At 64.6% G+C, this 22,792-nt stretch carries 22 protein-coding genes; 19 read left to right on the plus strand and 3 right to left on the minus strand.

What is annotated here, in order from left to right; genetic code table 11:
* Nucleotides 1–6: 6 nt before the first annotated feature.
* On the minus strand, nt 7–1,293 hold the full coding sequence (locus BAY1663_RS06065; RefSeq protein WP_037038618.1) for an HlyC/CorC family transporter: 1,287 nt from the start codon (nt 1,291–1,293) through the stop codon (nt 7–9).
* 17 nt (nt 1,294–1,310) lie between these two features.
* Complete coding sequence (locus tag BAY1663_RS06070; protein ID WP_037038620.1) at nt 1,311–2,111, minus strand: inner membrane protein YpjD; 801 nt, start codon at nt 2,109–2,111, stop codon at nt 1,311–1,313.
* Between the two features lie 236 nt (nt 2,112–2,347).
* On the opposite strand from BAY1663_RS06070, the gene ffh reads away from it, so the two are divergent.
* The 10 genes from ffh (at nt 2,348) to thrC (ending at nt 11,387) form a co-directional block, all read left to right on the plus strand.
* A complete protein-coding gene (ffh, locus tag BAY1663_RS06075; protein WP_037038622.1) occupies nt 2,348–3,724 on the plus strand; it encodes a signal recognition particle protein in 1,377 nt (458 codons plus the stop codon).
* Nucleotides 3,725–3,925: 201 nt separating this feature from the next.
* Entirely contained in the window at nt 3,926–4,177 is a 252-nt protein-coding gene (rpsP, locus tag BAY1663_RS06080) for a 30S ribosomal protein S16 (protein ID WP_009867795.1), read from the plus strand.
* Between the two features lie 5 nt (nt 4,178–4,182).
* On the plus strand, nt 4,183–4,719 hold the full coding sequence (gene rimM, locus BAY1663_RS06085; RefSeq protein WP_037038624.1) for a ribosome maturation factor RimM: 537 nt from the start codon (nt 4,183–4,185) through the stop codon (nt 4,717–4,719).
* Between the two features lie 4 nt (nt 4,720–4,723).
* Nucleotides 4,724–5,476 (plus strand): tRNA (guanosine(37)-N1)-methyltransferase TrmD, encoded by a 753-nt coding sequence (gene trmD / locus BAY1663_RS06090; protein WP_037038731.1) that lies wholly within the window; start codon nt 4,724–4,726, stop codon nt 5,474–5,476.
* 42 nt (nt 5,477–5,518) lie between these two features.
* Nucleotides 5,519–5,869 carry a 50S ribosomal protein L19 gene (gene rplS / locus BAY1663_RS06095; RefSeq protein ID WP_037038626.1) on the plus strand — a complete coding sequence of 117 codons (351 nt, stop codon included), beginning with the start codon at nt 5,519–5,521 and terminating at the stop codon, nt 5,867–5,869.
* A 177-nt stretch (nt 5,870–6,046) separates the two neighbouring features.
* Nucleotides 6,047–6,943, plus strand: a complete 897-nt coding sequence (gene xerD, locus BAY1663_RS06100; protein WP_037038629.1) for a site-specific tyrosine recombinase XerD — start codon at nt 6,047–6,049, stop codon at nt 6,941–6,943.
* Between the two features lie 112 nt (nt 6,944–7,055).
* On the plus strand, nt 7,056–7,784 hold the full coding sequence (locus BAY1663_RS06105; RefSeq protein ID WP_037038631.1) for a thioredoxin fold domain-containing protein: 729 nt from the start codon (nt 7,056–7,058) through the stop codon (nt 7,782–7,784).
* A gap of 108 nt (nt 7,785–7,892) precedes the next feature.
* Complete coding sequence (locus BAY1663_RS06110) at nt 7,893–8,384, plus strand: GFA family protein (RefSeq protein ID WP_037038633.1); 492 nt, start codon at nt 7,893–7,895, stop codon at nt 8,382–8,384.
* A 103-nt stretch (nt 8,385–8,487) separates the two neighbouring features.
* Nucleotides 8,488–9,792: a homoserine dehydrogenase gene (locus BAY1663_RS06115; protein ID WP_037038635.1), complete on the plus strand. Its 1,305-nt coding sequence runs from the start codon at nt 8,488–8,490 to the stop codon at nt 9,790–9,792.
* 185 nt (nt 9,793–9,977) lie between these two features.
* Entirely contained in the window at nt 9,978–11,387 is a 1,410-nt protein-coding gene (gene thrC / locus BAY1663_RS06120) for a threonine synthase (RefSeq protein ID WP_037038637.1), read from the plus strand.
* A gap of 426 nt (nt 11,388–11,813) precedes the next feature.
* Here thrC and BAY1663_RS06125 read toward each other — a convergent pair whose 3' ends face one another.
* A complete protein-coding gene (locus BAY1663_RS06125; protein WP_128576109.1) occupies nt 11,814–12,500 on the minus strand; it encodes a GntR family transcriptional regulator in 687 nt (228 codons plus the stop codon).
* Nucleotides 12,501–12,709: 209 nt separating this feature from the next.
* Here BAY1663_RS06125 and BAY1663_RS06130 point away from each other — a divergent pair, with 209 nt between their 5' ends.
* From BAY1663_RS06130 to BAY1663_RS06165, 9 genes are all read left to right on the plus strand, one after another.
* Complete coding sequence (locus tag BAY1663_RS06130; protein ID WP_037038648.1) at nt 12,710–13,171, plus strand: heme-binding protein; 462 nt, start codon at nt 12,710–12,712, stop codon at nt 13,169–13,171.
* A gap of 340 nt (nt 13,172–13,511) precedes the next feature.
* Nucleotides 13,512–14,489 (plus strand): TRAP transporter substrate-binding protein, encoded by a 978-nt coding sequence (locus tag BAY1663_RS06135; protein WP_037038650.1) that lies wholly within the window; start codon nt 13,512–13,514, stop codon nt 14,487–14,489.
* A 72-nt stretch (nt 14,490–14,561) separates the two neighbouring features.
* Nucleotides 14,562–15,095, plus strand: a complete 534-nt coding sequence (locus BAY1663_RS06140; protein ID WP_128576111.1) for a TRAP transporter small permease — start codon at nt 14,562–14,564, stop codon at nt 15,093–15,095.
* A 49-nt stretch (nt 15,096–15,144) separates the two neighbouring features.
* A complete protein-coding gene (locus BAY1663_RS06145) occupies nt 15,145–16,428 on the plus strand; it encodes a TRAP transporter large permease (RefSeq protein ID WP_037038653.1) in 1,284 nt (427 codons plus the stop codon).
* Nucleotides 16,429–16,450: 22 nt separating this feature from the next.
* On the plus strand, nt 16,451–17,245 hold the full coding sequence (locus BAY1663_RS06150; protein WP_037038655.1) for an enoyl-CoA hydratase/isomerase family protein: 795 nt from the start codon (nt 16,451–16,453) through the stop codon (nt 17,243–17,245).
* A 29-nt stretch (nt 17,246–17,274) separates the two neighbouring features.
* Nucleotides 17,275–18,462, plus strand: coding sequence for a CaiB/BaiF CoA-transferase family protein (locus BAY1663_RS06155; RefSeq protein WP_037038657.1), 1,188 nt, complete (start codon nt 17,275–17,277; stop codon nt 18,460–18,462).
* Between the two features lie 75 nt (nt 18,463–18,537).
* The gene (locus BAY1663_RS25035) at nt 18,538–19,008 is read left to right on the plus strand and encodes a hypothetical protein (protein ID WP_256206566.1); all 471 of its coding nucleotides are present in this window, start codon (nt 18,538–18,540) and stop codon (nt 19,006–19,008) included.
* Nucleotides 18,981–19,745, plus strand: coding sequence for an alanine--glyoxylate aminotransferase family protein (locus tag BAY1663_RS25040; RefSeq protein ID WP_256206568.1), 765 nt, complete (start codon nt 18,981–18,983; stop codon nt 19,743–19,745). The genes BAY1663_RS25035 and BAY1663_RS25040 overlap by 28 nt, the downstream gene beginning before the upstream one ends.
* Before the next feature lie 33 nt (nt 19,746–19,778).
* Entirely contained in the window at nt 19,779–22,778 is a 3,000-nt protein-coding gene (locus BAY1663_RS06165; RefSeq protein WP_037038659.1) for an FAD-binding and (Fe-S)-binding domain-containing protein, read from the plus strand.
* Nucleotides 22,779–22,792: the final 14 nt, after the last annotated feature.

The raw sequence follows: 22,792 nt of genomic DNA on the forward strand, positions 1-22,792 counted from the left end.
CTCCCGTCACTCCGCTTCCCGTTCGTCCGTCCGGGCGTCGCCGATGGTCCAGGCACGCACGCTCTTCACGCGATTGTCAGCCGCCTGGAGGATCTCCAGGCGGTAGTCGCCGATCTGCAGGCAGATGCCGCTGTCGGGAATATGCTCCAGCGCCTCGGTGATCAGGCCGTTGAGGGTCTTCGGGCCGTCGCAGGGCAGTTTCCAGCCCAGTGCGCGGTTCACTTCGCGAATGTAGGCGGCGCCATCGATGACCAGCGTGCCGTCGTCCTGCGGGTGAATGTCCGGGCTGCGCAGGGCGTCCTGGTTGCTGAATTCACCGACGATCTCCTCGAGGATGTCTTCCAGCGTGACGACGCCGCGCACGTCGCCGTATTCGTCGACGACGATGCCGATACGGCGCTTCTGCTTCTGGAAATTCAGCAGCTGGGTGGAGAGCGGCGTGTTTTCCGGCACGAAGTAGGGTTCGCTGCAGGCCTCGAGCAGGCTGTCCTTGGTCAGCTGATCGTGGCTGAGCAGGCGGGCGATCTGCCGCATGTGGACGATGCCCTCGATCTGGTTGATGTCGTTGCGAAATACCGGCAGGCGCGTGTGAGGGGTGGTGCGCAGCTGGCTGACGATCGATTCCAGGTCGTCGTCGAGGTCGATGCCGGTGACCTCGTTGCGCGGAATCATGATGTCGTCGACCGTGACGCGCTCGAGGTCGAGAATGCCCAGCAGCATGCTCTGGCGGTTCAGCGGCAGGTCGCTGCCGGATTCGCGTACCACGCTGCGCAACTCCTCGGTGGAAAGGCTGTCGCTGCCCTTGTTGGAGAGATCGAGGCCCAGCAGCCTGAGCAGGCCGTTGCTCACCCAGCTGAGCAGGGCGACCAGCGGATAGAGGACCTTCTGCAGCAGCTTCAATGGCAGGCTGACCGGGTAGGCGACGATCTCCGGGCGCAGCGCCGCGAGGGTCTTGGGCGTGATCTCGCCGAAGATCAGCAGGATCACCGTCAGGCCGATGGTGGCGATGGCGATGCCCGCCTCGCCCCACAGTTGCATGGCCAGCACGGTGGCGATGGAGGAGGCGAGGATGTTGACGAAGTTGTTGCCGAGCAGGATGGTGCCCAGCAGGCGATCCGGGTGGGCCAGCAGCTCGCTGGCGCGTCGCGCGGCCCGATGCCCTTCCTTGGCCTGGTGGCGCAGGCGATAGCGGTTGAGACTGAGCATGCCGGTCTCGGAACTGGAGAAGAACGCCGAGCACAACAGCAGAAAGACCAGCAGTCCGACCAGAAAGCCGGGATGTAGATTTTCCACGAGTGAGCCTGTTCGGGTCAGATGTGCAGGATGAATTCGCGGACCAGCTTGCTGCCGAAATACGCCAGCATCAGCAGGCAGAAACCGGCCAGCGTCCAACGGATGGCCTTGTAGCCACGCCAGCCGAGCTGGTGCCGTCCCCACAGCAGCAGGCCGAAGACGACCCAGGCGATGACCGAAAGCAGCGTCTTGTGGACCAGATGCTGGGCGAAAAGGTCATCGAGAAACAGCCAGCCCGAGAGCAGCGAGGCGGACAGCAGTATCCAGCCGGCCCAGAGGAAGCCGAACAGCAGGCTTTCCATGGTCTGCAGTGGCGGGAAGTTGCGGATCAGGCCCGAGGGATGCTTGTGCTTGAGGTGGTGGTCCTGCAGCAGCAGCAGCAGGGCCTGGAACACGGCGATGGTCAACATGCCATAGGCCAGGATCGACAACAGGATGTGCGCGAGTATGCCGGGTGCTTCGGCGATCGCCGGCGCCGTGCCGGAGGGCGCGAACTGGGCGAAGAGTACGGTCAGGCAGCCCAGCGGAAACAGCAGCAGCAACAGGTTCTCCACTGGCATCCGGTACAGCGCCAGGAGGATCAGCAGGATGACTGCGGCGGCGATCAGGCTGGAGGCGGTGAAGAAATCGAGATGCAGGCCGCTTGGCGACAGCAGCTGGATGAAGAGGCTGAAACTGTGGGCGAGCAGCGCGAGTACGCCGATGACGAGCAGCAGGCGTTTGTCCGGCACGGCGCGTTGCGCCAGACGCAAACTTTGGTAACCCGTGACGCCGGCATAGAGGGCGGCGGCGGCAAGGCTGGGTAACAGAGGGTGCATAAGTTCTGGTAACGAGCTCGAAAGGCCGTGAGTGTGGCACAAAGACTGGAGCCGCAAAAGCGGCTGCTGGGGTCTGTTTCGCCTGCTTGCGACACTTCGCCCCGGCCCGGTCGCCTTCCGGGGCGGATGTGACGAGGCCGTGTTTGCTGGATGAAAAGCATTGCCGGCGGGGTACCGGCCTGGCCCGTCCACCTTCTATAATCGCGCCCTTCAGCACATCCAGCGTGGAATGGCTCATGTTCGAAAACCTAACCGATCGCCTCTCACAAACGCTTCGCCATGTCACCGGCAAGGCCAAGCTGACCGAGGACAACATCAAGGACACCCTGCGCGAGGTGCGGATGGCCCTGCTCGAGGCCGATGTCGCGCTGCCGGTGGTCAAGGAGTTCGTCAACAGGGTCAAGGAGCGCGCCGTCGGCACCGAGGTCTCGAAGAGCCTGACGCCTGGCCAGGCGTTCGTGAAGATCGTGCGCGCCGAGCTGGAAGAATTGATGGGGGCGGCCAACGAGGATCTCGCGCTGAATGCCGCGCCGCCGGCGGTGGTGCTCATGGCCGGCTTGCAGGGTGCGGGCAAGACCACCACGGTCGGCAAGCTGGCGCGCTTCCTCAAGGAGCGCAAGAAAAAGACGGTGTTGGTGGTCTCCGCCGACGTCTATCGCCCGGCGGCGATCAAGCAGCTGGAAACCCTAGCCGCTGAAGTGGGGGTAACCTTCTTCCCTTCGGACATCAACCAGCAGCCGGTGGAGATCGCCCAGGCAGCGATCCGCGAGGCCAAGCTGAAATTCATCGACGTGGTGCTGGTCGATACCGCCGGTCGCCTGGCCATCGATGCCGAGATGATGGCCGAGATCCAGGCCGTGCATGCGGCGATCAAGCCTGTCGAGACACTGTTCGTGGTCGATGCCATGACCGGCCAGGATGCCGCCAACACCGCCCGCGCGTTCGGCGAGGCGCTGCCGCTCACCGGCGTGGTGTTGACCAAGGTCGATGGCGATGCCCGTGGCGGTGCCGCGCTGTCGGTGCGCCATGTCACCGGCAAGCCGATCAAGTTCCTCGGCATGGGCGAGAAGAGCGACGCGCTGGAACCCTTCCACCCGGACCGGATCGCCTCGCGCATCCTCGGCATGGGCGACGTGCTGAGCCTGATCGAACAGGCCGAGCAGACCCTCGACCGCGAGAAGGCCGAGAAGCTCACCAAGAAGCTGAAGAAGGGCAAGGGCTTCGATCTCGAGGACTTCCGCGACCAGCTGCAGCAGATGAAGAACATGGGCGGCCTCGGTGGATTGATGGACAAGCTGCCGTCGATCGGCGGGGTCAACCTGTCGCAGATGGGGCATGCCCAGGGCGCGGCGGAGAAACAGTTCAAGCAGATGGAAGCCATCATCAATTCGATGACTCCGGCCGAGCGACGCAACCCGGACATCATCAGCGGCTCGCGCAAGCGCCGCATCGCCATGGGGTCCGGCACCCAGGTGCAGGACATCGGCCGGCTGATCAAGCAGCACAAGCAGATGCAGAAGATGATGAAGAAAGTCACCGGCAAGGGCGGCATGGCCAGGATGATGCGTGGCATGGGCGGCATGTTCCCGGGCGGCGGGATGCCGAAGTTCTAGAAAAACGGCCTCAGGCTGCAAGCCGTAAGCGTCAAGGAAGCGCGGGAAAGCGCTTGGTGATGCTCCGTTGTCCGCGCGAACCCTGATTCGCTTCCAGCTTGCAGCCTTCCTCTTTTACTCGTAAAATGCGCGGCCTTTCGGGCCCAGGCCCATTTTAAGTGTGTGCCTTAAGTTAGCACCGACTACAGGAACGATGTTCACATGGTAACTATTCGTCTCGCCCGTGGCGGCTCCAAGAAGCGCCCTTTCTACCACCTGACCGTGACCAACAGCCGCAATGCGCGTGATGGTCGCTTCGTCGAGCGCATCGGTTTCTTCAACCCGATCGCCAGCGGTGCGGAAGTGAAGCTCTCCGTCAACCAGGAGCGCGCTGCCTATTGGCTGAGCCAGGGTGCACAGCCGTCTGAGCGCGTTGCTCAGCTGCTGAAGGAAGCTGCCAAGGCTGCTGCCTGAATCGCATGAACGCAGCCTCTGCTCCGGTCGATGAGCTGATCGTCATCGGCAAGATCGTTTCGGTGCATGGCGTGCGCGGTGACGTGAAGGTCTATTCCTTTACCGATCCGATCGACAATCTGCTGGACTATCGCCGCTGGACGCTGAGGCGAGGCGACGAGGTCAAGCAGGTCGAGTTGGTCAAGGGGCGCCTCCAGGGCAAGATCCTGGTGGCAACGCTCAAGGGCTTGAACGATCGCGAAGTGGCGCGTACCTACGCCGACTTCGATATCTGCGTCCCGCGTAGCGATCTGCCCGCCTTGGTCGACGGTGAGTACTACTGGTATCAGCTCCAGGGTTTGAAGGTGATCAACCAATCCGCGCAACTGCTCGGCCAGGTCGACCACCTGCTGGAAACCGGAGCCAACGACGTCCTGGTGGTCAAGCCCTGCGCTGGAAGCCTGGACGATCGTGAGCGACTGCTGCCTTACACCGATCAATGCGTGTTGAAGATCGATCTGGACGCAGGCGAGATGCAGGTCGATTGGGATGCGGATTTCTGACGGCATGGCCGCTTTGCGTGTTGAAGTCATCAGTCTCTTCCCGGAGATGTTCGCGGCGATACGCGACTTCGGGATTACCAGTCGTGCCATGAAGCAGGGGTTGTTGCAGCTCAATTGCTGGAACCCCAGGAGCTACACCGAAGACCGTCACCAGACGGTGGACGACCGCCCATTCGGCGGAGGTCCCGGCATGGTGATGAAGATCGAACCGCTGGAGCGTGCGCTGGCCGATGCCAAGCGGGCCGCCGGCGAGACGGCGAAGGTGATCTACCTGTCGCCGCAAGGGCGTCAGCTGAAACAGGCTGGCGTTCGCGAGCTGGCGAAGGAGGAGGCGCTGATCCTCATTGCTGGCCGCTACGAAGGTATCGACGAGCGCTTCATCGAGGCGCACGTGGATGAGGAATGGTCGATCGGCGACTACGTATTGTCCGGTGGCGAGCTGCCGGCGATGGTGCTGATCGATGCCGTGACCAGGCTGCTTCCGGGCGCTCTGGGTCATGCTGATTCCGCCGAGGAGGATTCGTTTACCGACGGCCTGCTCGACTGCCCGCATTACACGCGACCGGAAGTGTATGCGGATAAATGTGTTCCTGAGGTGCTGCTTAGCGGCAACCATGAGCACATCCGGCGCTGGCGCTTGCAGCAGTCCCTTGGAAGGACCTGGGAGCGCAGGGCCGATCTTCTGGATAGCCGCTCGCTTTCTGGAGAAGAACAGAAGCTGCTGGCGGAATACATCCGTCAGCGGGACGATAGTTAACGTATCGATGGCAACCCGGTGGGTTGGCCTTAGGAGCACAGCATGACCAACAAGATCATTCAGCAGCTCGAAGCCGAGCAGATGAACAAGGAAATCCCGTTGTTCGCCCCGGGCGACACCGTGATCGTCCAGGTGAAGGTGAAGGAAGGCGATCGTCAGCGTCTGCAGGCCTTCGAAGGTGTAGTGATCGGCAAGCGCAACCGCGGCCTGAACAGCGCCTTCACCGTGCGCAAGATCTCCAACGGCGTGGGCGTGGAGCGTACCTTCCAGAGCTACAGCCCGATGGTCGACAGCATCAGCGTCAAGCGTCGCGGCGACGTGCGCAAGGCCAAGCTGTACTACCTCCGCGCGCTGTCCGGCAAGGCCGCCCGCATCAAGGAAAAGCTGGTCTGAGGATCGCTCCTCGGAACAGGAAAAAAGCAGCCTTCGGGCTGCTTTTTTCGTTTGGCGTCCTTGGTTTTCCGGGCTCGCGCCGATCTCCGGTAACGTGCGCGAGCTGGATGAGCCGGCACTGGCCGAATGCGGACCGGCTATGGAACACTGTCGCGCCCGTTTCTGGTGAGGCCGTCCATGCCCGCACTCGACGATCCCGTCATCGACCGCTTTCTCGATGCTCTCTGGCTGGAGAAGGGCTTGGCGGACAATACCCGCGAGGCCTATCGAAGCGACCTGGCACTGTTCAACGGCTGGCTCGACGAACGCGGCGTGCGCCTGGCCGCTGCCGGACGCGAGATCATCCTCGATCATCTCGCCTGGCGCCTGAACAATGGCTACAAGGCACGCTCCACGGCCCGCTTCCTGTCGGGGCTGCGCGGCTTCTATCGCTACCTGCTGCGCGAAGGCGAGATCGCGGTCGACCCGACCTTGCGGGTCGACTTGCCACGCCTCGGCCGCCCGTTGCCGAAGGCGCTGTCCGAGGCGGACGTGGAGGCGTTGCTGGCTGCGCCGGATATCGGCGACCCGCTCGGCCTGCGTGACCGGGCGATGCTCGAAGTGCTGTATGCCTGTGGCCTGCGGGTGACCGAGCTGATCAGCCTGACGCTGGAGCAGGTCAGTCTGCGCCAGGGCGTGCTGCGAACCTTCGGCAAGGGCAACAAGGAACGGCTGGTGCCGCTGGGCGATGAGGCGCTGCACTGGCTGGAGCGCTACCTGCGCGATGCGCGCGAGCTGCTGCTTGCCGGCAAGCCCGGCGACGTGTTGTTTCCCAGCCTGCGTGGCGAGCAGATGACGCGCCAGACCTTCTGGCACCGGATCAAGCTGCATGCGCAGGTAGCGGGCGTCGCCACGTCGATTTCCCCGCATACCCTGCGGCACGCCTTCGCCACGCATCTGCTCAACCATGGGGCCGACTTGCGCACGGTGCAGATGCTGCTCGGCCACAGCGACCTGTCGACCACGCAGATCTATACCCACATCGCCCGGGCACGTTTGCAGGAACTGCATGCAGCGCACCATCCGCGTGGCTAGGCCCGATGTATGCGGCATGCGTCGCGCCTGCCGGTGAAGCAGCCGGCAGTTTGCCGGGCAGGGCTGTGGTAATCTGCATACCTTCCCTCGATCGTCGCTGCCAGGAGTTCCCATGGGCGTGATTCGTTTGTTCGCTGCCGCCGCCGTTGCCGGTCTGGCCAGCACCGTTGTCATGGCTGCCGATCCCGACCAGGCGATTCGCCAGTCGCTGCAGAAGATCCAGCCGGACATGCCCATCGAGGCCGTCGCCGAAAGTCCGATGCCGGGTGTCTATCAGGTCCAGCTCCAGGGCGGCCGCCAGCTGTACGCCAGCGCCGATGGGCAGTTCGTGATCCAGGGCTACCTGTATCGGTTCCAGAACGGCCAGGCCATCAACCTGACCGAGCAGGCGCAGAGCGAGTCGATCGCCAAGGAAATCAATGCGATCCCGGTGAGCGAGATGGTGGTGTTTGCGCCGAAGCAGCCGAAGACGCATATCACCGTCTTCACCGATACCGATTGCGGCTATTGCCAGAAGCTGCACAGCGAGGTGCCGCAGCTGAACCAGCTCGGGGTGGAGGTGCGCTATGTCGCCTTCCCGCGCCAGGGCATGGGCAGCCATGGCGCCAACACCCTGGCCAGCGTGTGGTGTGCCAAGGATCGCCAGGCGGCGATGAACAAGGCGAAGGCCCGCCAGGAGCTCGCCGCCGCCAACTGCGAGACACCAATCGCCAAGCAGTACGAGCTGGGCCAGATGATCGGCGTACAGGGCACGCCGGCCATCGTCCTCGCCAACGGGCAGATGATTCCCGGCTATCAGCCGGCCGCACAGCTGGCCGAGGTCGCACTCAAGGCCGAATGATCCCTGGCGCCGTCGGTCCGATGGCGCCAGGCCGGTCGTGGAACGCTGGAACTGGCCGGCTCGCTGCGTTCAAACCCTGTGATGAGGGTTCGAACGAGGAGGGTCGCGATGAAACTCGAAGGTTCCTGTCACTGCCAGGCCGTGCGGTTCAGTCTCGAATCCGCACAGCCTTATCCCTTCATGCGCTGCTATTGTTCGATCTGCCGCAAGACCGCGGGAGGCGGTGGCTATGCGATCAATCTCGGCGGTGATTACCGTACGTTGCAGGTCGAGGGCCGGGAGCATATCGGCGTCTATCAGGCGCGGCTGACCGATCCGCAAACCGGCGAGGTCAGGATCAGCGAAGGGCGTCGTCATTTCTGCCGGCAGTGCGGCAGCGCCCTGTGGTTGTGGGACCCGACCTGGCCCGAACTGGTACACCCGCACGCCTCGGCGATCGACAGCGAATTGCCGGTGCCGCCGGAGCATACGCACCTGATGCTCGGCTCCAAGGCGGGGTGGGTGGAACCGCAGGTCGGCGCACGCGATCGCTGCTTTTCCGAGTACCCCGACGAGTCGCTCGCCCAATGGCACCAGCGCCTGGGGCTGGATGGTGCATAGCCGGATGGCCCGGCCGATTGACTAAAGCCCGCTCCCTTCGTAATGTGCGACTCTTTTGTCGGCCGGCAGGTCCGGCCGTTTCGCTGTGAAGGGGGAGTTCAGCTTGAAATCGGTGAAAGTTGGCATCTGTGGGCTGGGAACCGTCGGTGGCGGTACCTTCAATGTGCTCGAACGCAACGCCGAGGAGATTGCCCGCCGTGCCGGGCGCGGAATCGAGGTTGCGCAGATTGCCACCCGTCAGCCGAATCCCAAGTGCAATACCGGTGCTACGCCCATCACCGCGGACATCTTCGATGTCGTCAACAACCCCGACATCGACATCGTCGTCGAGCTGATCGGTGGCTATACCCTGGCCAAGGAGCTGGTGCTCAAGGCCATCGACAACGGCAAGCACGTGGTCACCGCCAACAAGGCGCTGATCGCCGTGCATGGCAACGAGATCTTCGCCAAGGCGCGCGAGAAGGGCGTCATCGTCGCCTTCGAGGCCTCCGTCGCCGGTGGCATCCCGGTGATCAAGGCGATCCGCGAGGGCCTGGCCGGCAACCGCATCAACTGGCTGGCCGGCATCATCAACGGCACCGGCAACTTCATCCTCACCGAAATGCGCGAGAAGGGCCGCACTTTCGATGACGTGCTCAAGGAGGCGCAGGCGCTCGGCTACGCCGAGGCCGACCCGACCTTCGACGTCGAGGGCATCGATGCGGCGCACAAACTGACCATCCTGGCGTCCATCGCCTTCGGCATTCCGCTGCAGTTCGACAAGGCCTACACCGAGGGCATCACCCAGCTGACCACCGCCGACGTCAATTATGCCGAGGCGCTGGGCTATCGCATCAAGCACCTGGGCGTGGCCCGCCGTACCGATAGCGGAATCGAACTGCGCGTGCATCCCACGTTGATTCCCGCCGACCGGCTGATCGCCAACGTCAACGGCGTGATGAACGCGGTGATGGTCAATGGCGATGCCGTCGGCAGCACGCTCTACTACGGTGCCGGTGCCGGCATGGAGCCGACCGCTTCGGCGGTGGTGGCCGACTTGGTGGACGTCGCGCGCGCGCTGACCACCGATCCGAACAACCGCGTGCCGCACCTGGCGTTCCAGCCCGATTCGCTGTCCGACCATCCGATCCTGCCGATCAGCGCCTGCGAGAGCGCCTACTACCTGCGCATCCAGGCCAAGGACCATCCGGGCGTGCTGGCGCAGGTGGCGACCATCCTTTCCGAACGCGGGATCAACATCGAGTCGATCATGCAGAAGGAAGTCGAAGAGCAGGACGGTCTGGTGCCGGTCATCCTGGTCACGCACCGGGTGATCGAGCAGCGCATCGACGACGCCATCGCCGCGCTGGAAGCGCTCGACGACGTGGTGGACAAGGTCGTGCGGATTCGTGTCGAACAATTGAACTGAGGGCAGCCGCAAGCTGCAAGCTTCAAGCTGCAAGTAAAGAGCGCCAGAGGCTCGCTGCTCGCTTGATGCGATGAACTTGAACATGGCGGCAAGGTACGGTGATACGCGGCAGGCGGAGGCGGTTTTGCTTTTGCTTGCCGCTTGAAGCTCGTGGCTTGCAGCTCAAACCAAAGGTTTGAAATCCAATGCGTTACATCAGCACCCGCGGCCAGGCGCCGGCCCTGAATTTCGAAGATGTCCTGCTGGCCGGCCTGGCCAGCGACGGTGGTCTCTACGTGCCGGAGAACCTGCCGCGCTTCACGGTCGAGGAGATCGCCTCCTGGGCCGGCCTGCCGTACCACGAGCTGGCCTTCCGGGTGATGCGCCCGTTCGTCGCCGGCAGCATCCCCGATGCCGACTTCAAGAAAATCCTCGAAGAAACCTATGGCGTCTTCGCCCATGCTGCCATCGCCCCGCTGCGCCAGCTGGACGGCAATGAATGGGTGCTCGAGCTGTTCCACGGCCCGACCCTGGCCTTCAAGGACTTCGCCCTGCAGCTGCTCGGCCGCCTGCTCGACTACGTGCTGGCCAAGCGCGGCGAGCGCGTGGTGATCATGGGCGCCACTTCCGGCGACACCGGCTCGGCCGCCATCGAGGGCTGCCGCCGCTGCGAGAACGTCGACATCTTCATCCTGCACCCGCACAACCGCGTATCCGAAGTGCAGCGCCGGCAGATGACCACCATCCTCGGCGAGAACATCCACAACATCGCCATCGAAGGCAACTTCGACGACTGTCAGGAGATGGTCAAGGCCAGCTTCGCCGACCAGGGCTTCCTCAAGGGCACCCGGCTGGTGGCGGTCAACTCGATCAACTGGGCGCGGATCATGGCCCAGATCGTCTACTACTTCCACGCCGCGCTGCAGCTCGGCGGGCCGGCCCGCTCGGTGGCCTTCTCGGTACCGACCGGCAACTTCGGCGATATCTTCGCCGGCTACCTGGCGCGCAACATGGGGCTGCCGATCAACCAACTGATCGTCGCCACCAACCGCAACGACATCCTGCACCGCTTCATGTCCGGCAACCGCTACGACAAGGACACCCTGCACCCGTCGCTGTCGCCGTCGATGGACATCATGGTCTCGTCCAACTTCGAGCGCCTGCTGTTCGACCTGCACGGGCGCAACGGTCGGGCGGTGGCCGAGCTGCTGGACGCCTTCAAGGCCAGCGGCAAGCTGTCGGTGGAAGAGGACCGCTGGACCGAGGCGCGCAAGCTGTTCGACTCGCTGGCGGTGGACGACGAGCAGACCTGCGCGACCATCGCCCAGGTATTCGCGCAGACCGGCGAAGTGCTCGATCCGCATACCGCCATCGGTGTACATGCCGCCCGTGAATGCCGTCGCAGCCTGAGCTCCCCCATGGTTACCCTGGGCACTGCGCATCCGGTGAAATTCCCCGATGCGGTGGAAAAGGCCGGCATCGGCAAGGCGCTGGAGTTGCCGGCGCATCTGGCGGACCTCTTCGAGCGGCCCGAGCGCTGCACGGTGCTGGCCAACGAGCTGAAAGCCGTGCAGGCCTTCGTCGGGCAGCACGGCAATCGCGGCAAGCCGCTGTAAGGCGGCTATAAGCGGCAAGCTACAAGCTGCAAGTGGAAGCCGTCAGACTGTGCTCTGGCGGCTTTTTCTTATTCTTATGCGTCCAGTACAGGTGAAGCTTGAAAGCATCGCCCCGGGGGCGGGGCTCCCACAAAAAAAAAGCGGCCGGCAACACCGAATCCTGTGGGAGGCGCGCCCTCGCGGCGATGCGGGCCGCAGGCCTGCCTCACGCTCAAGAGCATCGCCCCGGGGTCGGGGCTCCCACAAAAAAAGCGACCGGCAACACCGAATCCTGTGGGAGGCGCGCCCTCGCGGCGATGCGGGCCGCAGGCCTGCCTCAAGCTCAAGAGCATCGCCCCGAGGTCGGGGCTCCCACAAAAAACGGCCGGCAACACCGAATCCTGAAACGCAGGCTGCGGGCTACGCCGGGCATTCGGCGACTCGTCGTCAATCGGGGCTGATCACGCCGGCTAGGTTGATCGCCTCGAGCTTGTGGCTCAGGTGCCCCCTGAGGATGTCCCCCAGGCGTTTCCCGTCCCGATCGCGCAGCGCTTCGATCATCTCCTCGTGCTCGTTCATCGCCTTGCGCCAGAACGCCTCGTGCATTTCCATCGTGTAGCGGATCCGTTTGATGCGCTGGCTGAGATTGTTGTACATCTCGAGCAGGATGGGGTTGCGCGATGCCTGGAGGATGCACTCGTGGATCTGCTGGTTGGCCTGGAAGTAGGCCTGCAGTTCCTTGCGCTGGTAGTGCCCGACCATCTGCTGGTGGAGCGCGCAGATATGCGCCAGTTCGTCGTCGTCCAGATGGCGGCAGGCCGTCTCGCCGGCAAGCCCTTCCAGAGCGCCCATCACGTCGTAGGTGTGCTCGACGTCGCTCAGGGTCAGCAGGCTGACGCGTGCCCCGCGGTTCGGCAGGATTTCCACCAAGCCCTCGGACGTCAGCACCTTCAGGGCTTCGCGTAGCGGCGTGCGCGAAATGCCGAATTTCTCGCAGAGCCGCTTTTCCGAGATCTTTTCACCGGCCACAAGTCCCCCATGCTCGATCAGCTCGCGGATCCGGTTGGCGGCTTCCAGATAGAGAATCTTGTGCTGGATCTTTTCCACACTGGTTTCCTGGACGGGTAACGTCATATCGGCACCTGCTGGATGGCTGGGACGGCGGATTGGCTAGGCTGTGCTAGCTTTTGTATTAAGAATTCAAAATAGCGCAAAGCGCCGCCGGCGGAAACTTTCTCGCGATCCTGCGTGCCGGCCGGTTCATCACGCGCACCGGCCGTCGTCGCGGCGAGCCGGTGCGCAGGACGACGTGGAAGACCATCACAGCCGAGAGGAACCAGGGTATGGCCGGAAAAGTTTATCGTGCAAGCGTAGTCATCTCCCGCAGTCAGGCGCGCCGTATCCTCGATGCGGCCTTCGCCGAGGCGAGGGCCCAGGAACTGGAGCCACTGACCGCATACGTCATGGACGGCGGCGGCAATCTCGTTGCCGCTGAGCGCGAGGACGGTTGCGCACCGCTGCGCCTGCCGGTCGCCCGGGGCAAGGCGTTCGCCGCGCTGGGCAACGGCGTCTCCAGCCGGACGGTGGGTGAGCGCAATGAACTGCGTCCGGCATTCCTCGCATCGGTCGCCGCGGCTTCCGACGGGCATTTCATTCCCGTGCCCGGCGGCGTGCTGATCCTCGACGAGCGCGATCAGGTCATCGGGGCGGTGGGGGTCAGCGGTGCCTCATCGGACGAAGACGAGCACGTGGCCATGGTCGGCATCGAGGCGGCCGGTTTCAAGGCCGGTATCTTGCCGGCCTGAACGGGGCCTCGCGGCCCCCTTTCTCACGAAGCGTACCCGCCACTCGAGCGAGCGGCGGGGCGCCCGGTGGCGCCTGCACCGGGACCCTGCCGAATGCACGGCTCGCGGCACCTTTCCCCGTACGGACCGTTGGTCTTGCGAGCGCGGAAAATTTTTCCTTCCAATTGGCGCAGGGAAAAAAGCTGAACTACTGTCTGTTTCTGGAAATGAATAATGAATTCATTTTCTGCGATGGCTGGCCTTGGTTCGTGCGGTCTCAACGCATCTGCTGGCGGCAGGGCGGCCTGAACGACGGGTAATTGCGGTACCACCTCATAAGAACAAGAGTGGAGGCAGCAGCATGAAAATCTTCAAATCGGTGTTGATCGGGTCGCTGTTGGGGCTCACCGCCTCGGTGGTGCAGGCCGCGGAGATCCAGATCAAGTTCGGCCATGTCGGTGGCCCGGGCTCCCTGTTCGAACTCTCGGCCAACGAGTTCGCGCGCATCGCCAATGAAAAGCTCGAAGGCAAGGCCAAGGTCGTGGTCTACGGCTCCAGCCAGCTCGGCGACGACTCGCAGATGCTCAACAAGCTCAAGCTCGGCTCGCTCGACCTGGCGCTGCCCTCGACCGTGATGAGCAGCGTGGCGCCGGAATTCTCGCTGTTCGAAATGCCCTACCTGATCAGCGATCGCGAACACATGAAGCGTGTGCGTGACGGGCTGGTCCGCGACGTGATGTACAAGGCCGCGGAAAGCAAGGGCTACACGATCATCGGCGTCTGGGAGAACGGCGTCCGGCAGATCACCAACAACACCCGCCCCATCGTCGTGCCGGGCGATCTGAAAGGCCTGAAACTGAGAACGCCGAACGGTATCTGGCGCGTCGAGATGTTCAAGAGCTACGGCGCCAACCCCGCCCCGATGGCGCTCTCCGAAGCGTTCGTGGCGTTGCAGACCGGTGCGATGGATGGCCAGGAAAACCCGCTGGTGCAGAGTTATTCGCAGCGCTTTCACGAGGTGCAGAAGTACCTCTCCATGTCCAACCACGTCTACACCCCCGCCTTCGTGCTCAGCGGCGCCAGCTGGAAGCGCTTCCCCGAGGACGTGAGGCAGGCGCTGAGCGAAGCCGCCGAGCAGGTGGAAGCCTATGCCCTGGAACAGGGGCAGGCACTCGACGAGAGCCTGGTGGCGAAGATGGAAGCCGCCGGCATGCAGGTGAACGAGGTCGACCAGCAGGCCTTCATCGATGGCTCCGCCGCGATCTACGCCAAGTTTGCCGCAGAAGTCGAAGGCGGCCAGGCGATGCTCGACAAGGTGAAGCAACTTCGCCAGATGTGACCCCCCCACCTACCTCCGCATCGCCGCATCGGGTCCGGTGCGGCGATGCCCCAGATAGAGCGGAGAGAGCTGATGAATTCCATCGCTGCTTTCAGAAAGGTTTTTTCCCGGTTTCTTGAAGCCATCGTGGTGCTCAACGTCGTGGCATTGGCGCTGGTGGTCACCATCGGCTTCGTCTCGCGACTCGCCGGTTCGCCCTTCAGCTGGTACGACGAGGTGGCCTCGGTCGGGTTGGCCTGGCTGACCTACTACGGCGCGGCACTGGCCGCCGCCAAGGGGGCGCACATCGGCTGCCCGAGCGTGGTGAACTACTTCTCCCCCAAGCTGCGCCTGCCGATCGCGCTGGTCGCCGAGGCGATCACCCTCGGCTTCTTCGTGCTGCTGGCCTACACCGGCACGCAGGTGCTCATCATCCTGGAGGGATCGACCCTCGTCAGCCTGACCAGCGTGTCGCTGCAGCTGACCCAGTCCGTGCTGCCGATCGGCTCGGCGCTGTTCATCCTCGCCGAGCTGTTGCGCTTGCCGGAGGTGATCGAGAGTGCCAAGGGTGACGGGTTCGTCGATCACGAGCTGGAAGAGGCCGGTATCAAGCTTGCCAAGGCCTGAGTTCCGAATGGGTACAGAGCGCCCGGACGGGCGCTCGGGAGAATAAGAAATGACCATCCTCTACATGTTTCTCGGCCTGATCCTGCTGATACTGATCAACGTCCCGGTGGCCATCGCCCTGGGCGTGGTCGGTGCGGTTGCGATCTTCCTGAGCTACGGCGAACTGGCACTCCCCAATATCGGGATGGTCATGTACGACGGCACCACCAGCTTCCCGCTGATCGCCATCCCGCTGTTCATCCTGGCCGGCGCGATCATGAACGCCTCGAGCATTTCCCGGCGCCTGATCGACCTGGCCTCGGCCATGCTCGGCTTCATCAGGGGTGGGTTGTCGATGGTGACCATCGGCGCCTCGATCTTCTTCGCGGAAATCTCCGGCTCCGCCGTGGCCGGCGTCTCGGCCATCGGCAGCATCATGATCCCGGCGATGAGGAGCAAGGGCTACTCGAAGGAATTTTCCGCCGCGCTGTCGTCCTCGGCGGCGAGCCTGGCGATCATCCTGCCGCCGTCGATCCCGATGATCCTCTATGCGGTGATGTCCGGTGAATCGGTGGTCAAGATGTTCGTCGCCGGCATATTCCCGGGCCTGCTCGGCGCCCTTGGCCTGGCTTGCATGTGCTATTACCTGGCGCGCCGGCACGGTTTCCCTTCGGAGGGCCGCTTCCAGGCCAAACGGCTGTGGGAGTCCTTCAAGGGAGCGATCTGGGCGCTGTCGATCCCGGTGATCATCCTCGGCGGCATTTTCGGCGGGATCGTGACGGCTACCGAAGGCGCCGCGCTGGCGGTGGTGGTGGCGATCTTCATCAGCGCCGTGGTGTATCGGGAATTCACCCTCGCCACCTTCTACAAGGCTTGCCTCGACGCCGGCGTGCAGACGGCGGTGGTGATGCTGCTGGTGGCGAGCTCGGCGGTGGTCGGGCTGTACCTGACCGAAACGCAACTGCCGCAGCAACTGGCCAGTTCGATCGGCGAGCTGACCAACAACAAGTACGTCATCCTGGCGTTGCTCAACATCATCTTCCTCATCCTCGGCATGTTCCTGCACTCGGCGGCGGCGATCATCCTGGTGGTGCCGATCGTGCTGCCGCTGGTGCTCGCCGTCGGCATCGACCCGATCCACTTCGGCCTGATCGTCACGCTGAACCTGGCCATCGGCCAGCAGACGCCGCCGGTGGCCAGCGTGCTGATCGCCTCCTGTTCCATCGCCAAGGCGGACATCTGGGCCACGACCCGGACCAACCTCTGGTTCCTCGGCGTGCTGGTACTGATCCTGCTGATCAACACCTACGTGCCGGCCTTCGCCATGGCCCTGGTGAATGCCATCTATGGCTGACGGTTTCGACGGAGGCAAGAACATGACCGATATATCCAAGGGGCAGGTCGACTGCCGTATCGAGCAGGGCGTCGCCTGGATCGGCTTCAACCGGCCGCAGAGCCGCAACGCCATGACCTGGGAGATGTACGACGCGCTGGCCCGACTGTGCCGGGAAGTGGAGGCCGATCGAAGCATCGTCGCCGTGGTGTTCCATGGTTGCGGCGGCCAGGCGTTCGTCGCCGGGACCGACATCCGCCAGTTCGCCGACTTCGGGGATGGCGAGGCGGGGGTGGCCTACGAGCGTGGGATCGACAGCGCCATCGCCGGGCTGGAAGGCCTGCGCAAGCCGACCATCGCCCTGCTGGAGGGCTTCTGCGTCGGCGGCGGGGCGGCCATCGCCCTGGCCTGCGATTTCCGTTATTGCACGCCGTCGCTGAAATTCGGCGTGCCGATCGCCGAGACGCTCGGCAACTGCCTGTCGGTGAGCAACGTCTCGCGGCTGATGGACCTGCTGGGCGTTGCGCGGACCAAGGAAGTCCTGATGGCGGCGAAGCTGATCGAAGCTCCCGAAGCCGCGGCCATGGGGCTGGTCAGCGGGGTATTCGAGCCGGAAGCGATCTACCACGAGGTCGCGCACAAGGCGCAGGCGTTCGCCGGCCGGGCGCCGCTCACCGTGCAGGCGTCCAAGGACCTGATCAACCGGGTGCTGGAACAGCGGCGCACGGCGGCGCAGGCCGGCGACGACTGGATACGGGCCTGCTACGGCAGCCAGGACTTCAAGGCCGCCGTCGAGCGCTTCGTCAGCAAGACTCCCTTCCAATGGAGCGGTGAATGACATCGCCACTCAATGCCTGGAGAACACCCATGCTTGCACTGCAGAACATGAAAGTCCTCGATATTTCCCAGATCATGGCCGGGCCGTACTGCACCATGGTGCTGGGCGACCTGGGCGCCGAGGTGATCAAGGTCGAGAAGGCCAACGGCGGCGACGATAGCCGGCAGATGGGGCCCTACGTCAATGGCGAGTCCAGCTGCTTCTTCCAGATCAACCGCAACAAGAAGAGCATCTCGCTGAACCTCAAGGACAGCCGCGCCCGGGACATCTTCTATCGCCTGGCCCGCGAGGCCGACGTCATCGTCGAGAACTACCGGCCGGGCGTCAGCCGTTCGCTGGAGATCGACTACGAGACCATCAGCCGGATCAACCCCGGCATCATCTACTGCTCGATCTCCGGCTACGGCCAGACCGGGCCGTACCGCAACAAGGGCGGTTTCGATCTCGTCGCCCAGGGCATGAGCGGGTTGATGTCGATGACCGGCGAGCCGGGCCGCAGCCCGTTGAAGACCGGGGTCGCGGTCTACGACATCGGCGGCGGCATCACCGCGATCTACTCCATCCTGGCCGCTTACATCCACAAGCTGAACACCGGCGAAGGGCAGCACATCGACATCGCCATCACCGAATGCGGCCTGCCCTGGTTCAGCTGGGAGGCGGCGGCCTATTTCGCCGAGGGCAGGGTGCCGCAACCCACCGGCTCGCGCCATAGGGTCTCGGCCCCGTACCAGGCGATCAAGGCCCAGGACGGCTACCTGATGCTCGGCTGCGCCAACCAGCGCACCTGGGAGCGCCTGTGCCGCGACGTGATCGGCCGCGACGACCTGCTGGCCGACGAGCGTTTCGTCACCAACAGCGACCGGGCGCGCAACGTCGAGGCACTCGAAGACATTCTCCAGGACATCCTGTCCCGGCAACCGATCGCGCACTGGCTCGAGCGCTGCGACGAGGCCGGCGTGCCGGCCGGGCCGATCAACGACTTCGCCCAGGCCATGCAGGACGAGCACTACCTGGCCCGGGGAATGGTCCAGCAGATCGAGCACCCGGTGATCGGCACCATGAAGACGATCGGCTTCCCCAGCAAGTTCTCCCGCACGCCCTCGCAGATCCGCCGTCCGGCGCCGTTGTTCGCCGAGCATACCGACGAGGTGCTGCAGGGCATCGGCATCAGCGCCGAGGAGATCCTCGGCCTGCGCAACGAGGGCTGCATCCGCTGAACAGGCTTTTCGTTTTTTGAGTGATTTTGAATTCAAAACACAAAATACAAAATCAAAAACAATCGGAGAACCGCCATGTTGAAGCTCGATTTCCACCCATCCGGCCGCCATTTCCTGCAGATTCCCGGACCCTCGCCGGTACCGGATCGCATCCTGCGTGCCATGAGCCTGCCCACCATCGACCACCGCGGCCCCGAATTCGGCGCGCTGGGGCTGGAGGTGCTGCGCAAGATCCGCGAAATCTTCCAGACCCGGCATCCGGTGGTCATCTATCCCGCCTCCGGCACCGGCGCCTGGGAGGCGGCGCTGGTCAACACGCTGTCGGCAGGCGACCGGGTGCTGATGTTCGAGACCGGCCACTTCGCCACGCTATGGGAACGGATGGCCCGCCGCCTGGGGCTCGAACCGGAATTCCTCGGGCTACCGGGCTACGACGGCTGGCGCAACGGGGTGCAGGCCGACATGATCGAGCGGCGCCTGCGGGAGGACAGCGGCCACACGATCAAGCCGTCTGCGTGGTGCACAACGAGACCTCCACCGGCGTGACCAGCGACATCGCCGCCGTGCGTCGCGCGATCGACGCGGCCGGCCACCCGGCACTGCTCATGGTCGATACCATCTCCGGCCTGGCCTGCGCCGACTACCAGCACGACGGCTGGGGCGTCGACGTGACCATTTCCGGCTCGCAGAAGGGCCTGATGCTGCCGCCGGGCATCAGTTTCAATGCCGTCTCCGACAAGGCCATCGAGGCCAGCCGCCGCGCACAGTTGCCGAAGAGTTTCTGGGCCTGGGACGAGATCCTGGAAATGAACACGAGCGGCTACTGGCCCTACACGCCCAACACCAACCTGCTGTATGGCCTGAACGAGGCGCTGGACATGCTGCTCGAGGAGGGGCTGGCGCAGGTGTTCGCCCGCCACCAGCGCTGGGCGGCCGGTGTGCGCACGGCCATCGAATGCTGGGGGCTGGAAGTGCAATGCCAGGACCCGAGCGTCTACTCGCCGGTGCTGACCGGCGTGGTGATGCCCGAGGGGATCGACGCCGACGCCGTGCGCCGGCTGATCTACCAGCGCTTCGACCTGTCGCTGGGCACCGGCCTGGGCAAGGCCAGGGGCAAGATGTTCCGCATCGGCCACCTGGGCGATTGCAACGACCTGACGCTGATCGCCACCCTCGGCGGCTGCGAGGCCGGCCTCAAGCTCTCCGGGGCCAAGCTCGAGGGCAGCGGCGTGCTTGCCGCGCTGGACTATTTCGCCGCGCATCCGCTGGACGGCGCGCGCTGATATTCCCCTCGACCGCTGACATGGGAGGTCATGATGACTTCGTTTACCGAACCCAGAATACCGGCGAGCAAGGTGCCGCCCGAGCGGACCTCCGCGCTGGCGGCACGGCTGCGCCGCGAGATCGCCGGTGAGGTGCTGTTCGACACGGCGTCGCGCGGCCGCTATGCCACGGATGCCTCGATCTACCAGGTCATGCCGGTCGGCGTGGTGATCCCGCGCCACCAGCACGACCTGCAGGTGGCACTGGATATCGCCCGCGACGCCAAGGTGCCGCTGCTGGCCCGTGGCGGTGGCACCAGCCAGTGCGGCCAGACCGTGGGCGATGCGCTGGTGGTCGATGCCAGCCGCTGGCTGAACCAGATCGTCGAGTTCGATCCGCAGGCGCTGACGGTGGTGGTCGAGCCGGGGATGGTGCTCGACGACCTGAACCGCTGGCTCAAGCCGCACGGCCTGTGGTTCCCGGTGGACGTCTCGACTTCCGCCCAGTGCACCCTCGGCGGCATGGCGGGCAACAATTCCTGCGGGTCGCGCTCGATCCGCTACGGCAACATGGTGCACAACGTACTGGGCATCGACGCGCTGCTGGCCGACGGCAGCGAGGGCCGTTTCGGCTTCCTCCACGAGCTTGCCCAGGGCGACCGGGTGCGCCAGATCGCCCGCGAAGTGCAACGCATCGCCGAGCGCGAGCGATCGAACATCCGCGAGCACTACCCCAAGGTGCTGCGGCGGGTCGGCGGCTACAACCTCGACCTGTTCGACTGCCAGAACCCGCGGCCCTACGATCCGGAGGGGCAGACCAATCTGGCGCACCTGCTGGTCGGTTCCGAGGGCACCCTCGGCGTGACCCGGCGGATCAAGCTCAGGCTCGCGCCGCTGCCACGGCACAAGGTGCTGGGGGTGGTGAATTTCCCCACCTTCTACCAGTCGATGGACCTGACCCAGCATATCGTCAAGCTCGACCCCACTGCGGTCGAGCTGGTCGACCGCACCATGATCGAGCTGGCGCTGGAGAACCCGGCGTTCAAGCCGGTGATCGAGAAGGCGCTGATCGGCCGGCCGGATGCGCTGCTGCTGGTCGAGTTCGCCGGCGAGGACGCGGATGCGCTGCGCCGGCAGCTGCAGCGGCTGAACGAGCTGATGGCCGACCTCGGGCTGCCGGGCAGCGTGGTCGGCATGGTCGAGGGCGGCGAACAGACGGCGCTGTGGAACGTGCGCAAGGCCGGTCTGAACATCATGATGAGCATGAAGGGCGACGGTAAGCCGGTGTCCTTCATCGAGGATTGCGCGGTACCGCTGGAGCACTTGGCCGAATACACCGCCAAACTCACCGAGGTGTTCCACAAGCACGGCACCGAGGGCACCTGGTACGCCCATGCCAGCGTCGGCACGCTGCACGTGCGGCCGATCCTCGACATGCGTCGCGACGGCGCGGACAAGATGCGCGCCATCGCCGAGGAGGCCTCGGCACTGGTGCGCGCCTACAAGGGCGCGTTTTCCGGCGAGCATGGCGACGGCCTTTGCCGCGGCGAATGGGTGGCCTGGCAGTTCGGCCCGCAGCTCAATGCCGCGTTCAAGGAGATCAAGCAGCTGTTCGACCCGGAGAACCTGCTCAATCCGGGCAAGATCGTCGACACCCCGCGGATGGACGATCATGGTTATTTCCGCTTTCCCAGGAGCTACCGGCCGATTCCGCTCAAGCCGGCGCTGGACTGGTCGGAATGGGATGTGCTGCGCGATCCGCTCACCGGCGAGCAGAGTGCGCCGGGCAGCGGCGGCGACCCCACCGGCGGGCTGATCAAGGCCGTGGAGATGTGCAACAACAACGGCCATTGCCGCAAGTTCGACGCCGGCACCATGTGCCCCAGCTATCGCGTCACGCGCAACGAGCAGCACCTGACCCGCGGCCGCGCCAACACCCTGCGCCTGGCGCTGTCCGGCCAGCTGGGCACGGAAGGGCTGGCCAGCGCCGACGTCAAGGCCGCCCTCGACCTGTGCGTCTCGTGCAAGGGCTGCAAGCGCGAATGCCCGACCGGTGTGGACATGGCGCGGATGAAAATCGAGGCGCGCGCCGCCTGGGCGAAGAACAGCCCGCTGCCGCTGCGCGAACGGCTGGTGGCGGAGATGCCGCGCTATGCGCCCTATGCCCGTCATCTGGCTGGCCTGAGCGCCGCCGTCGAGCGCCTACCGCTGCTGTCACGCTGGCTCAAGCGTGGGCTCGGCCTGGCCGAGCAGCGGGCGCTGCCGCGCTTCGACGGCAACTTCCTGGCGACCACCCGTGCGAGCTCGCCGACGTCGACCCGGGAAGTCCTGTTGTTCGTCGACACCTTCAACAACTACATGGAGCCCGAGAATGCGCGCGCAGCCTGCCGGGTGCTGGAGGCGGCCGGCTATCGCGTGCACTTCAACCAGCCGCCAGAGCAGCGGCCGCTGTGCTGCGGGCGCACCTACCTGGCTTCGGGGCAGGTCGACAAGGCCAAGGCCGAGGCGCGGCGCACGCTCGACCACCTGCTGCCGTTCGTCCAGCGCGGGGTGAGCATCGTCGGGCTGGAACCCTCGTGCCTGCTGACGATGCGCGACGAGTTCCTGCGCTATGGCTACGGCGAAGAGGCCAGGGCGCTGGCCAAGGCATCCCTGCTGTTCGAGGAGTTTCTCGTCCGGGAACACGATGCCGGCCATCTGCAGCTCAGGCTCAAGGCCCTGGAGACGCCGCGGGCGCTGTTGCACGGCCATTGCCATCAGAAGGCGTTCGACGCGCTGCGGCCGGCGGAACGGGTACTGCGCTGGATACCGGACCTGCAGGTCAGGACCATCGAAACCTCCTGCTGCGGCATGGCCGGCAGTTTCGGCTACGAGCACGAGCACTACGAGGCCTCGATGCAGATGGCGGAGCTGGCGCTGCTGCCGGCGGTCCGTCAGGCCGAGGCGGGCGACCTGGTGGTGGCCGACGGCACCAGTTGTCGGCACCAGATCCAGGATGGCGCCCAGCGCACGGCGTTGCATGTGGCGAGGGTACTGGAGCGGGCGCTGGCCTGAGGTGACCGCTGGCA

It is taken from the genome of Pseudomonas sp. BAY1663, from assembly GCF_000582595.1.
Taxonomy (GTDB): Bacteria; Pseudomonadota; Gammaproteobacteria; order Pseudomonadales; family Pseudomonadaceae; genus Stutzerimonas; species Stutzerimonas stutzeri_AF.